This window comes from Rhizobium herbae (assembly GCF_019511375.1).
GTDB lineage: Bacteria > Pseudomonadota > Alphaproteobacteria > Rhizobiales > Rhizobiaceae > Pararhizobium > Pararhizobium herbae_A.
Map to the genome: position 1 here is coordinate 1302055 of NZ_JAEUAO010000001.1, position 13012 is coordinate 1315066.

A 13012-nucleotide genomic window follows, 5' to 3' on the forward strand; every position below is an offset into this window, starting at 1 on the left:
TAAAGGGCGGGAAAGACCGGATTGCCCTCTTGGCCGGGACCAAAGAACAGGACGTCCCTGACCCGTTCCGACGGCAGGAAACTCATGATCGACTGTTCACCCCAAGGCCGAGAAGGCTGCCGAGCGACCGGTCACTGAACGGCTTGCCGATGCGGGGAATGTCACGCAAAGCCGCAGGAAAACTTGCGTCCTCGCCATAGCCACTGACGAAGCCGAAGGCAACGCCGCGCGCGATCAGCACGCCGGCGAAATCGAAGCTCGTCTGGGAACCAAGCTTGACGTCGAGAAAGACGAAATCGAAGGTCTGCTGTTCGATGAGTGCCGCGGCCTGCGTGAGGTCGGTGGCAATCTCGACGTGCTCGACGCCCAGCGATTTCAAAATTTCCTCCGCCTCCATGGCGATGAGCAAATTGTCTTCCAGCACCAACACACGCTTCGTCAAAACTTGGACTTCCGTAAATGCCACCGATATCGGTCCCTGCCTCCGGCCGCTCACCTGTAAACGCGGCCGCAACCTTTCCAGTTAGAACAAGAACGGGGCGGCGGCATTTAAATAAGACATGTTGACGATCGAACGGCCGGTCCATCTCGGCGATTACGGTGGACGGGCGCTCTTTTGCAGTCAGATAAAGGGGCGCTTCCTTTCCGGATGCCCTTCCCAGCCCGAAATCTTCATCAGGCCTTTGTCGTCGAGAATATCGCAGCCGCGATCAGCCCAGCGGATCAGCTTCCGTTCCCCCAATTTTTTCAGCGTCTTGTTGGTGTGCACGATCGAAAGCCCGAGCGTATCGGCGACATGCTGCTGGGTGATTGGAATTGACACGCGCGCGCCTTTGAAAAGATGAACCGCCCTGGCGCGCTGATAGAGGAAGGCAAGCAGATAGGCCGCCCTTTCCAGTGCTGAACGGCGACCGATGCTGAGCAGGTTTTCATCGAGGATGCGCTCTTCCTGTGCCGCAATCCAGGTCAAGTCATAGGCGAGATCGGGGTAGTTGCGAAACAGCGTGCCGAGCTTGTCACGCTCGAAGACACACAGGATCACGGGCGAAAGCGCTTCGATCGAATGTTGCATCTCGCCTATCAGGCTGCCTTGAAGGCCGATCAGGTCGCCCGGCATCATGTAATTCAATATCTGCCGTCGACCATCGTCCAGCATCTTGTAACGAAAGCCCCATCCGGAAAGCACCGTAAAGAGATGGGCACTGTGCGAGCCCTCCGCCAGGATCGTCGTTCCCGCATCGACCGCCAGTTCACCCGTCTTGAAATTGGAAACGAACGCGAGTTCGTCTGGCGCGAATTCGCGGAAATGTTCGAGGGCCCGCAAAGGACACTGCTCGCAGGGCGTCTGTTTGCTGTTGCGGGCTTTGAAACGGGCCATCGGGTGTCCTCGGCGAAGTGAAATCGCTCCTGGAAACAGGGCTTTGATTTACAATGAAGATTAGAGGCTAACGTTTTCCCGGCAAGGGCTGTTTGCAAGGCGCCGGTGGACTTCTGCCCCCGGCAAGCCTAGTTTTCGCTTCGAGATCATACCCTTCAGAATGGGACGGAACCGCAATGAACCATCCAGCCTTTGCCAGCAACCATGTCGCCGTTGTGACCGGAGCCGCGTCAGGCATCGGCCTTGCCGCCGCCAGGCGCTTCGCTGGCCTGGGAATGAACGTCGTGCTCGCCGATCTACCGGGCGAACGGCTGGACATGGCGGCGCGCGAGACGGCGGCGCTCTCCCCGCATGGCCCGGACAGCGTGGCAGCCATTCCCACGGATGTGGCGTCGATCGAATCGCTGCAGGCGCTGGAGCGCGACGTCGTTGCCCGGTTCGGCCGCGTTCACGTGTTGATGAACAATGCCGGCATTCCGGGTAGCGCGATGTTCGGCGCGCAGGAGGCGTGGGAAAAGGTCTTGGCCGTCAATCTGTGGGGCGTCGTCAACGGTTCACGCATCTTTGCGCCCGGCATGATCGCCCACGGCCAGACCGGCCTTATCATCAATACCGGTTCCAAGCAGGGCATCACCACCCCACCCGGAGACCCCGCCTACAATGTGACGAAGGCCGGCGTCAAAGCCTTCACCGAAGCACTGCAGCACGAATTGCGCAACACGCCCGGCTGCAGGATCACGGCACACCTGCTGATTCCAGGGTTCGTCTACACGGCGCTTACCGCCCAGGGCCGGACGGAAAAGCCCGAGGGCGCCTGGACGCCGCAGGAAACGGTCGATTTCATGATGCAAAGCCTTGAAAACGATGACTTCTACATTCTTTGCCCGGACAATGACGTCGAGCGCGCCACCGACGAGAAACGCATCCTCTGGGCCGCCGGCGATATCATCGAGAACCGCCCGCCCCTGTCGCGCTGGCATCCCGACTATGCCGACGCCTTCAAGGCGTTTCTGACGAAAGATCGTCCGAAAATCTGCTAAGGGCAGCGGTCGCGGGCCTTTCCGCCTTCGCCCGGTAGACGCTGTGTTCATGCGGGCCGGGCTGGCGCCGTCCGGCTTTTGCTGCTTTCCTGCGGTCACATCAACAGGTTTCATGACATGACGAGCGGTATCCACCACATCACGCTGATCACCCGCAAGGTACAAGCGAATGTTGATTTCTATGCCGGTTTTCTCGGCCTGCGTCTGGTCAAACGGACAGCGGGTTTTGAAGACGCGATGCAGCTTCACCTGTTCTATGGCGATGCCATCGGATCGCCGGGATCGCTGGTGACGTTCCTCGTCTGGGAAGACGGGGCGCCGGGCCGCGTCGGTCATGGCCAGCCGAGCGAGATCGCCTTTGCCATTGCGCCGGAAAGCATCGGCTTCTGGCTAACCCGGGCGCTGCGATACAATATCTCCACAACCGGTCCGACCCAGGAGTTCGATGAGCCCGTCATCCGGCTGAAGGATCCCGACGGCGTCATCGTCAAGCTCGTCGGCACTGCGGCCCTTGCCACCGGCACACCCTGCGCCACGCCGGAGATTCCGCCGCAGGACGCAATCCGGCGGCTGCGCGGCGCAACGATCCTGACCGACAAACCGGAGGGGACGGCGGCCTTTATCGGCCGGCATTTCGGCTATGCCGAAACGGCAAGGACCGAGACCATCCGCCGCCTCGGCTCGGCCACCGGGGATATCATCGACGTGCGCGATGCCAGCGGATTCTGGACCGCCGCCCCCGGGACGGGCACGATCGACCACATCGCCTTCCGGGCTGCCGACAAGCCAGCCGTCGACGATCTGCGTAAACGGCTGGCGGCCGAGGACGCCGGGACGATCTCGGCCCACGACCGCAAATATTTCTTTTCGCTCTATGTGCGCGAACCGGCCGGCACGCTGTTCGAATTCGCAACCGACGCGCCCGGCATGACGGTCGACGAGGATGTGGCCTCGCTCGGAACACGCCTGTTCGTTCCGCAACATTTCGGCGGAAATCTGGAGTCCAACCTCGTCGTCCTGCCTCAATTCGCGCTACCCGGCGAGGAGCGTTTCGCCCAGCGAGACCTGCCTTTCATCCACCGCCTGCACCAGCCGGAACATCCGGACGGGCGCACCCTCGTGCTCTTGCATGGCAGTGGCGCCAACGAGACGAGCCTCTTGCCACTCGGCCGGCAGATCGCCCCGAATTCCCTGCTCCTCAGTCTGAGGGGCCGTAGCACCGAAGAGGGTTTCCCACGGTTTTTTCGGCGGATCACGCCCTTCAGTTTCGACCAGAAGGATATCGTCTCCGAAGTCGAAGCGTTTGCCGCGATGATCGATGGGGCCGTTGCGGCCTACGGCATCGACCGCGAAAGGATGGTTTTCATCGGCTATTCGAACGGTGCAAACATGCTGATCGCGACCATGCTGCTTCATCCGGGCCTGATCGGGAATGCCGCGCTGCTGCGCATGATGAACCCGCTGGAAACGGTGCCGGACGCCGATCTTTCCGGCACCAATATCCTGACGGTGACAGGGGCAACAGACGCCTATTCCCGCTATGCCCCGCCGCTTCAGGCGATATTGCGCAAGGCCGGCGCGACGCTTGAGACCGTCACGCTGAAGGCCGGACACGAGATCGGCGACATGGACGCAAAGGCCGTTCGCCAATGGCTGGGCAAAATCCTCGTTTGACGGCAACCACAGCACGACGCAGCGCCGGAAATACCTCCCTCTGTCACTTCGTGACATCTCCCCCTCAAGGGGGGGAGATCGGGAGCAAGAGCCCGGCGCCACGCCAATCTCCCCCCTTGAGGGGGAGATGCCCGGCAGGGCAGAGGGGGGTATTTCCGGCGCCGTCCCGCACGGAAAAGCCTTGTCGAATCCGCAGCTACATCTCAGGCCGTCTTGCGGGCGACATAGGCGGCGAAGGCCTCGACAAAGGCCTTCAGCCTTGCCTTGGCGTCTTCGTCGACAAGGCTGCCGTCCTTGTCGAACAGCGAGCCCGCTTTCGGCAGCATCAGCCGCTTGCCGGACCAGAGGTCGGCGCCCAGCGTGCGCAGGACAGGCAGCCAGGCGTTCTGGCTGAGCACGGTGCCGAATATGTTGGGCGACGTGCCGGCAAGCGCGAAGGCGCGGCCGGCAAAGACGTTCGGCGCGCCGGTCATCGAGGAACTCACCCAGTCGATGGCGTTCTTGAAAACGCCGGGTATGGAGTTGTTGTATTCCGGCGTGAAGAGAATGACGCCGTCGGCCGCCGCGATCTGGTCTTTGAGAAGCTGCACCGGCGCCGGCACCCCTTCCTTTTCGACATCGGCATTGTAGAGCGGGATGCCCTCGATGGTTCCCGTCGTGAACGTCACGCCCTCAGGCGCCAGCGGGATCGCCGCGTTCAAGAGGGATTTGTTGAACGATGCCTTTCTCAGGCTCCCGGAAATGCCGATCAGTTTTATCATCGATTCCATCCATGGTTTTCGCAAAAGATGGCCAGAAAAGCGAAAAAGTACAGACCGAATTGCCGTTAAAACGACGCTCCCGGCCTATTCTGCTAGACCAGCGGCTTCAGCCTCGCTTCGATCTGGCTGCGTTTGTGTTCCAGGAATGGTGGTAGCGACAGCCCTTCACCCAGCGTCTCCATCGGTTCGTCCACCGCAAAGCCGGGGCCATCGGTTGCGATCTCAAACAGGATGCCGTTCGGCTCGCGGAAATAGAGCGAGCGAAAATAATAGCGTTCGACCTCGCCGCTCGACGGCAGGCGGAAGGTCTGCAGCCGTTCGGTCCATTCATGCAGCGTCGCCACGTCCGGAGCGCGGAAGGCGACGTGGTGGACGGCGCCGGCGCCCTGCCGGGCAGCCGGCAACCCCGGCTGGACCGCGACATGCAGTTCTGCCGCCGGACCGCCCTTGCCCATCGAGAACACGTGCACGTCGCCGATGCCGTCCGGTGACGGATACTGACGGGCTCTGGTCATGTTCATCACCTCTTCCAGCACCGCCGCCGTAGTGGCGAGATCCGGCACGCTCATGGTGATGGGACCTAGGCCTCTGATCTGATGCTCGGCCGGAACCGGGCTCCTGTCCCATGGGTGAGAGGGCGCCAGCCCGCCGTCGTCTATCAACCGCAACCGCTGCCCCTCGCCGTCCTCGAAGTCGAGCGACGCGCGGCCGTCGATTTCGGTCACCGCCTCGGATTTGACCTTGAGCTGGTCGAAGCGGCTCTTCCACCAGGCGAGCGAGTCGCGGCTGCCAACACGCAGGCCGGTGCGCGAGATGCTGTGGGTGCCACGGCCTTCCGGCTGGACCGGCCAGTCGAAGAAGGTCAGGTCCGTCCCCGGCGTCGCCTGTCCGTCGGCGTAGAAGAGATGGTAGGCACTGGTGTCGTCCTGATTGACCGTCTTCTTGACCAGGCGCATGCCGAGCGTCTGCGTATAGAAACGCAAGTTTTCAGGCGCGTTCGCGGTAATCGCCGTCAGATGATGAATTCCCGTCAGTTGCAAGCTCATGGCTGCCTCCTCCATCGGAAAGGTCTTGAGCGAATATCGGTCGCTTCACCTGTTTAATAAAGGGGCACAGCCCGAACACAACGTTCAATGACCAGGCGCGGCGGCCCTGCAGCATCCCCGTTGCGTGGGGACGATCACGCCTGGCGCTGCAAATCGCTCAGATAGGTATTTTCGCTTCTCGAAACATCGAAAGAGACTGGATCGACGGTCACGATCATCAGCGTCTCCCCATGGGATGCGGCGCCTGCAAGCAGGCTGCCATCGGGCGCGGCGATGCGCGAGGAACCTGCGAAGGTGAAGCGCTCGTCAGCGCCGCAATGATTGACATAGGCGACGAAAACCTGGTTCTCGAAAGCACGGGTCTGGATCATGTGATCGGCAATGAAGGTGCCCGAGTAACCGGCCGGCAGCGCCGTCGGCACCAGCACCGCGTCCGCGCCCGCCAGAGCGAGCCGCCGGACGTTTTCCGGAAACTCCACGTCATAACAGATCAGCATGCCACACTTGACGCCACGATGGGTGAACAACACCGCGCTCGGCGCGGCGGCGGCAAACAGCGCCCGCTCGTAGTCGCCGTAGAGATGGGATTTGCGGTAGACGACGGGTTCTGCCGCGCCGTCGACATAAACGGCGCTGTTGAAGACTTCAGGACCCGCCCTCTCGGCAAAACCGGCGATCACCGCCACCCCGGTCTCCACTGAAATCGCCTGTAGCCTCTGCACCAAAGGTCCATTCGCAGGCTCTGCCAGATCGCGGATGATGTGACCGGCGCCATAGCCCGTCAGCCCGAGCTCCGGCGTGACCAGCAGGCTTGCGCCCTTGCCGGCAGCATCCCTCGCCGCCTCGCCGATGCGTGCCAGATTGGCGGCGACATCGCCGCTTTCCGATCTCATCTGCAGGGCGGCGAGCGTAATCATGTGTCGTCCGATGACATGGCGCCGAGCAGCTTCGGCAAATCGCCGAACCGCGCGACGAGGGAGAAGATGACGGCCGCCGTTGCCACGAACAGGATCGTCACCGAAGCCATGGTCGGCGTGTAACCGTAGCGGAGCGCGTTGAAGATCTTGATCGGCAGTGTTTCCATGATGAAACCCACGGTCATATAGGCGACGATATACTCGTTGAGCGACAGCACAAAGGCGAAGGCATAACCAGAGACGATATAGGGCAGGATCAGCGGCAGGACCACCGTTCGAAAGATCGTCTTGTCATCGGCCCCCATTGTGGCGGCCGCCTCGACCAACGACCGGTCAATCGCCGTGAAGCCAAGCGACAGGGTCACCAGCGGCAAAGTGACGAAGAAGATCGCATGGCTGACGACGGCGGTCCATGGCTGGCCGTAAAAGCCGGTGGTCGCCCAGAAGGTGAGCAGCCCGAGTGCCGTGATGACCGGTGGCAGCGTGAAGGGCGCCACGCCGAGCAACTGGAAGATGTTCGCCCAGGGAGCGATCCGTCGCCACAGGAACCAGGCAAGCGGCAGGGCGATCGCCACCGCCAGAGCCGCCGACAGGATGGCGAGCGTCAGCGAAGCAAGCAATGCGTTGCGCCATTCGGGATTGAGGAAGATTTCCCCGTACCAGGAGGGCGAAAAGCCCTTGGGTGGAAAGGCCAGCGTCTGCTTCGCGTTTACCGACACGCCGGCCACGACGATCATCGGCAGCGCCATGAACAGGCCGATCAGGAAGAAATAGACTTTGCTGAGCGCACTGGTCATGCTGCTTCTCCCTTGCGTCCGGCCATCACCGTCAGCGCCACCAGTCCGAGCGTCACCAGCACCAGGAACACCGCCATCGCGGCCGCAAACGGCATGTTGGACTGGTAGATCGCCTGATCGGTGATCAGCACCGACAGTGTCCAGTGCTGCGGACGGCCGAGAAGTTGCGGCAGGAGATAGGAACCGAGCGCGAAGATGAAGACCATGATCAGCGTCGCGGTGATAGTGTTGCGCAACGCCGGCACGACGACGGTGAAGAAGGCCTTGATGGGCGAAGCGCCAAGCGTGCGAGCCGCTTCCGTCAGCGTCGGATCGAGCCGCACCAGTGCCGGATAAAGCACCAGCACCGTATAGGGGAAGGCCTGATAGACCATGCCGGTCAGGACTGCGCCGAAGCTCGGCAAAAGCGCCTTCGCCTCGCTCATGAGCCCCGCCATGACCAGCAGATTAGTGATCCCGGCGGTGCGTGAAAACAGTGTCGACCAGGCAAAGCCGATGATGACTTCCGACAGCGACAGCACAGACAGCAGCGCCACCAGCCAGATGATCTGCACTTTTCTCGCCATGCGGGTCAGAAGGTAGGTAAAGGGGATGGCGAGCACGACGCAGCAGATCGCCACCGCGATCGCCAGCATCAGCGAGAAGCCGAGCACGTTGGCGAAGAACAGGCTGATGAATCGCTGGTAGTTCGAAAGTTCGAAGGCCGGCACATAGAAGCCGCCCTGCTGGCGCTGGAAAAACGAGACGGCGATCATCGTCGCAAAGGGCACGACGAAGAAGACGACGAGCATCATCGCCGGGAAGAACAGCGGCCCGTAGTCGGCCAGGCGTTGCGGCGTTTCGCGTCTCATTTGGCAAGCACCACGCAAACGTCGGGCAACAGCACCACGCCAACCGGCTGGCCGACGGAAACATCGGGCCGCGCCCGCGGCGTCGAGACCGCGATGATCTGCCGGCCGGCAACATCGACGAAAGTTTCGATCGTGCCGCCGAGATCGCGCACGAAGGTCACCGTGCCGGACAGCGCGCCGTCGCCCGGCGCCGTCAGATGCACGTCTTCGGGCCGGACAGACAGCGTCGCCTTGCTGATATTCGGGCCAAGGGAAATGCCGGCAACCGGCTGACCGAGCACGGTGACCCGGCCGGCGCTGTCGGTTTCCGCCTCGAGCAGGTTGGTGGAGCCGATGAAGTCGGCGACGAAGGTGTCGGCGGGGCGACGGTAGATTTCGATCGGAGATGCCGCCTGACGGATCTCTCCACGGTTCATCACCACGACTGTATCGGCCATTGTCATCGCCTCGCGCTGGTCGTGCGTCACGACGATGGTGGTGATGCCGAGTTTCTGCTGGAGCTGGCGCAGTTCGACCTGCATTGCCTCGCGCAGCTTGGCATCGAGCGCCGAGAGCGGTTCGTCAAGCAGGAAGAGTTTCGGCGAGATCGAAAGAGCGCGCGCGATCGCCACGCGTTGGCGCTGGCCGCCGGAGAGTTTCGATACCGGCCGGTCCGCATAGCCGGCGAGATGGATCATCGAGAGCAGTTCATCAACGCGCTTTTTCTGGTCTTCCTTCGGCGCGCTGCGGATGCGCAAGGGATAGGCGATATTCTCGCCGACCGTCAGATGCGGAAACAGCGCCAGCGACTGGAACACCATGCCGAGATTGCGCTTGTGCGTCGGGACGCGGGTAATGTCGTCGCCGTCGAGCCGGATTGCGCCGCCGGTCGGCAGGTCGAGACCGGCGATCATCCTCAGCAGCGTGGTCTTGCCGCAGCCGGACGGTCCGAGCATGCAGACGAACGTGCCGTGCGGCACCGTCAGATCGACATTGTTGACCGCAGTGAAGGTCCCGAATTCCTTGGTGACGTTGTTGAGGGCGAGGCCTGACATTGTTTTCCCTTTAAGACCGCGCTGATCGCGGCATCTGCTCTTGCTGTACATTAACGCACTGCGTCCGGAGCAATGCCCCTCACCCTAGCCCTCTCCCCGCTTGCGGGGAGAGGGGATGACGGAGTTTGCCGCTTGTCCCTTCTCCCCGTTCGCGGGGAGAAGGTGGCCGAAGGCCGGATGAGGGGCTTAGCTCAACCGACGATCAGTTCGGTCCACTTCTGGTTCAGCCAATCCGATTTCGTCTGGTAGAGGTCGTAGCGCGGAATGATCGGCTCGATGTCCGAGGAAACCGCCGCAAATTCCGCGTCCGTGAGGTCGGTCAATTCGCGCTTGACGGTCGGCGAGGTCCCGACCTTGCGCGACAGAACGGCCTGGATCGACGGCTGGCTCATATAGTCGATGAAGATGTGGGCCTCCTCGACCTTCTGGGAGGCGCGCGACAGCGCCCAGCAACCGGAGTCCTGAATGCCGCCTTCCTTCGGGAAGGTCGAGCGGACCGGATTGCCGTCGGCAGCGGCAAGGCCGGTGACGTCGTGATAGTACTGCCCCATCGGGATTTCGCCCGACTTCAGCGCCTGCTCGAACTGTGCCTCGTCGCGATACCAGAGCCGAACGTTCGGCTTGACTTCGGCGAGCTTGGTAAAGGCCTTTTCAATCCCCTCTTCGGTGTCGAGTGCATTGGTGCCACCAAAGAAGGTCTTGGCCGTCACTTCGAGCAGGAAGGAGTTGGAGACGAGCGCCAGCAGACCGAGCTTGTCGACATTCGCCGGATCCCAGAATGCGCCCCAGGAGGTCGGCGCCTCCTTGTAGACGTCAGTGTTGGTGACCAGCGTGATGTACCAGGAGACGGCGCCGATGCCGGCGATACGGCCATCCGGGTACTTGTTGACGAAGCGATCGATCAGATTGGAGGCATTCTTGATCTTGGAAACATCGAGCGGCGCCCAGAGGTCGGTCGCCTGGCCCTTCAGCATCGAAACCTGCGACATCATCGAGACGTCAGCAGGAGCCTGGCCGGCCTTGGCCGCCTGTTCGAGCTGGACAAGCCAGGCTTCGCCGGTCGGCTCGGCAACGGCTTCGATCGCGATGCCCGTCGCCTTGGTGAATTCCGGGAAGATGTTCTTGTCGAACGAATCCTTGAAATAACCGCCATAGACGCCGACTTTCAGCGACTTGTCCTGCGCCCGCAGGATCGATGGCATGGCCAGCATCGACACGCCGGCAAGGCCGGCGCCGAGCACGGCCCGGCGGCCGATATTGTGTTTCAGAAAATCAGTCATCGTCACTCTCCTGTTTTTGCCGGTGCCGCTCTTTTTCAGCTTCCGGTCTGTTCCCAATTTTTGACCTGGTATGCAAGTGCGGATTGCATGCCGGTCAATGTTTCAAGGTCCTAAGTTCCAGCACCTTTGCGTATCGCGTCAACGGAAAACACAAGGCGAAATAGATCAAGGCAACAAACCCATAGACCGTGAACGGCTCGAAGGTTGCATTGTTGATCGCATTTGAGGTTCTGACCAGTTCCTCAAAGCCGATAATCGACGTGAGCGCCGTGCTCTTGATCAACTGCACGAGAAAACCGACGGTGGGAGCCCGGGTGATTGCAAAAGCTTGCGGCAGGATGATCAGCCGCAATTGCTTGAGATAATGCAGCCCGAGACTGCTGCCGGCATCCCACTGCCCAAGCGGCACCGCCTGTACGCCGCCGCGCCAGATTTCCGCAAGGAACGCGCTGGCGCACAGGGTAAGCCCGAGCACGGCAGCGGTCCATGGTTCGATGCGAAACCCGAGCAGCGGCAGACCGAAGAACAACAGGAAAAGCTGCATCAAAAGCGGCGTGCCCTGGAACAGGCCGATGTAGTATTCGGCGAACTGCCGCATCCAGCGCCGCTTGGATATCCTCAGGAACAGGATGAGCAGGCCGACAATCGTGCCGCCCGCAAAGGCGACCGCCGACAGAAGCACCGTCCACCGGGCTGCCAGCAAGAGGTTGCGGATGATGTCCCAGAGTGTGAACTCGATCACGACACGCCTCCAGCCAACATGCGGTTGCCTCCGGCGATCAGCAAGCGGCGCAAGCCGATGCTCATCGCGAGGTAGACGAGCGTGACGATCAAATAGGTCTCGAACGCGCGGAAGGTGCGGGCCTGCAGCATGTCGGCCTCATAGGTCAGTTCGCGCACGGCAATCTGCGAAACGACGGCGGATTCCAGCATCATGATGACGATCTGGCTCGTCAGCGCCGGATAGATCACCTTCAGCGCCTGCGGCAGCACGATCTTCATGAAGACCACGCGTGGCCGCAAGCCCAGTGCAAGCGCTGCTTCCCTCTGCCCCTTCGGCACGGCATCGAGCCCGGCGCCGACGATTTCCGTCGTATAGGCCGTCATGTTCAGCGTCATCGCCAGAATGGCGGCGACGACGGGATCAAGGCGGATGCCAAGGCTGGGCAGCCCGAAGAAGATGAAGAAAAGCTGCACCAGAAACGGTGTATTGCGAACGAGCTCGACATAACCGGCAATCCCCTGGCGCAGAACGGCATGGCGACTGCGCCGGGCTGCCGCGGCCAAAATGCTGAGCACGATGCCGGCGATTGCCGACACCGCGATCAGGAAGATCGTCATGGCAGCGCCGCTCGCGATCAGCGAGACCGCATCGTTCAGCCAGCCGAAATCGAGCGCGTAGCCCAAAGGATCAATCCTTCAGGTTTTCAGGGTTGAGCGGTGTCTTCAGCCACGCTTCCGAGCTTTCGTTCAACTTGCCATCGGCCAGCATCTTGGCAACGGCATCGTTGATGGCAGCCTTCAGGCGATCCTCACCCTTGTTGAGCGCCAGATGCGACGGCGAGGTCAGGAGCTGGAACTTCTGCTCCGGCTTCAAGGCTTCCTGGCGGGCCAGAACCTGTGCGCCGACATCGTTGCCGACAACCATCAGGTCGGTCTGGCCGGAGATGAAGGCCTGGATCACCGAGTTGTAGTTGTCGAAGCGCTTGATGTCGGCATCCTTCGGTGCCGCTTCCGTCAGCGACGTGTCTTCGAGCGTGCCGCGATTGACGGCGATGCTCTTGCCGGCGAGGTCTTCCTTGCCCTTCACTTCCAGGGCAGCCGGACCGATGACGGCGATGTAGTAAGGCGCGTAGGCCGCAGCGAAATCGATGACCTCGGCGCGCTCCTTGCTGTAGCCGACGCTGACGAGCACGTCGACGCGCTTCTCGGTCAGGTAAGGGATGCGGTTCTGACCGGTCACCGGCACCGGAACGAGCTTCACCTTCAGGCTGTCGGCAATATATTGCGCAACGTCGATGTCATAACCCTTGAGGCTCATATCGGCGCTGGCCGAGGAGAAGGGCGGGAAATCGGCGAAGACACCGACATTCAGGACGCCCGCCTTGGTGATATCGTCGATGGCGTCAGCCTGGGCGTTGCCAGCGAAGCCGAGAACGGCGGCGCTGAGCATCAGGACGCCGGCCAAGGATGATTTCATTACATTTTTCATTGTCTTCCCCTTTATACGGACA

At 61.6% G+C, this 13012-nt stretch carries 14 protein-coding genes; 2 read left to right on the plus strand and 12 right to left on the minus strand.

The genetic code is table 11. The features are described from left to right. Positions 1-82: 82 nt before the first annotated feature. Positions 83-442: a response regulator gene (locus JNB71_RS06310; RefSeq protein ID WP_220370932.1), complete on the minus strand. Its 360-nt coding sequence runs from the start codon at positions 440-442 to the stop codon at positions 83-85. 180 nt (positions 443-622) lie between these two features. Further along, a complete protein-coding gene (locus JNB71_RS06315) occupies positions 623-1378 on the minus strand; it encodes a Crp/Fnr family transcriptional regulator (protein WP_220370933.1) in 756 nt (251 codons plus the stop codon). A 176-nt stretch (positions 1379-1554) separates the two neighbouring features. Here JNB71_RS06315 and JNB71_RS06320 point away from each other — a divergent pair, with 176 nt between their 5' ends. After that, positions 1555-2418 (plus strand): SDR family NAD(P)-dependent oxidoreductase, encoded by an 864-nt coding sequence (locus tag JNB71_RS06320; protein WP_220370934.1) that lies wholly within the window; start codon positions 1555-1557, stop codon positions 2416-2418. Between the two features lie 117 nt (positions 2419-2535). Continuing rightward, positions 2536-4092 carry a VOC family protein gene (locus JNB71_RS06325; protein WP_220370935.1) on the plus strand — a complete coding sequence of 519 codons (1557 nt, stop codon included), beginning with the start codon at positions 2536-2538 and terminating at the stop codon, positions 4090-4092. A 203-nt stretch (positions 4093-4295) separates the two neighbouring features. Here the strand turns inward: JNB71_RS06325 and JNB71_RS06330 are convergent, their stop codons facing one another. The 10 genes from JNB71_RS06330 to JNB71_RS06375 all read right to left on the minus strand — a co-directional run bounded on the left by JNB71_RS06330 (position 4296) and on the right by JNB71_RS06375 (position 12978). Continuing rightward, on the minus strand, positions 4296-4853 hold the full coding sequence (locus JNB71_RS06330) for an NADPH-dependent FMN reductase (protein ID WP_220370936.1): 558 nt from the start codon (positions 4851-4853) through the stop codon (positions 4296-4298). A 92-nt stretch (positions 4854-4945) separates the two neighbouring features. Beyond that, complete coding sequence (locus JNB71_RS06335; RefSeq protein ID WP_220370937.1) at positions 4946-5899, minus strand: ring-cleaving dioxygenase; 954 nt, start codon at positions 5897-5899, stop codon at positions 4946-4948. 134 nt (positions 5900-6033) lie between these two features. Beyond that, positions 6034-6816, minus strand: a complete 783-nt coding sequence (locus JNB71_RS06340; RefSeq protein ID WP_220370938.1) for a carbon-nitrogen hydrolase family protein — start codon at positions 6814-6816, stop codon at positions 6034-6036. Continuing rightward, complete coding sequence (locus JNB71_RS06345; RefSeq protein WP_220370939.1) at positions 6813-7613, minus strand: ABC transporter permease; 801 nt, start codon at positions 7611-7613, stop codon at positions 6813-6815. Before JNB71_RS06345 ends, JNB71_RS06340 begins: the two co-directional genes overlap by 4 nt. Then, the gene (locus JNB71_RS06350) at positions 7610-8464 is read right to left on the minus strand and encodes an ABC transporter permease (protein WP_220370940.1); all 855 of its coding nucleotides are present in this window, start codon (positions 8462-8464) and stop codon (positions 7610-7612) included. Before JNB71_RS06350 ends, JNB71_RS06345 begins: the two co-directional genes overlap by 4 nt. Then, on the minus strand, positions 8461-9498 hold the full coding sequence (locus JNB71_RS06355; protein WP_112858492.1) for an ABC transporter ATP-binding protein: 1038 nt from the start codon (positions 9496-9498) through the stop codon (positions 8461-8463). The genes JNB71_RS06350 and JNB71_RS06355 overlap by 4 nt, the downstream gene beginning before the upstream one ends. 191 nt (positions 9499-9689) lie before the next feature. After that, positions 9690-10778: an ABC transporter substrate-binding protein gene (locus JNB71_RS06360; protein WP_220370941.1), complete on the minus strand. Its 1089-nt coding sequence runs from the start codon at positions 10776-10778 to the stop codon at positions 9690-9692. Between the two features lie 94 nt (positions 10779-10872). Next, a complete protein-coding gene (locus JNB71_RS06365; RefSeq protein ID WP_220370942.1) occupies positions 10873-11520 on the minus strand; it encodes an amino acid ABC transporter permease in 648 nt (215 codons plus the stop codon). After that, the gene (locus tag JNB71_RS06370) at positions 11517-12185 is read right to left on the minus strand and encodes an amino acid ABC transporter permease (RefSeq protein WP_220370943.1); all 669 of its coding nucleotides are present in this window, start codon (positions 12183-12185) and stop codon (positions 11517-11519) included. The genes JNB71_RS06365 and JNB71_RS06370 overlap by 4 nt, the downstream gene beginning before the upstream one ends. 4 nt (positions 12186-12189) lie before the next feature. Further along, the gene (locus JNB71_RS06375) at positions 12190-12978 is read right to left on the minus strand and encodes a transporter substrate-binding domain-containing protein (RefSeq protein WP_220370944.1); all 789 of its coding nucleotides are present in this window, start codon (positions 12976-12978) and stop codon (positions 12190-12192) included. Positions 12979-13012 lie beyond the last annotated feature (34 nt).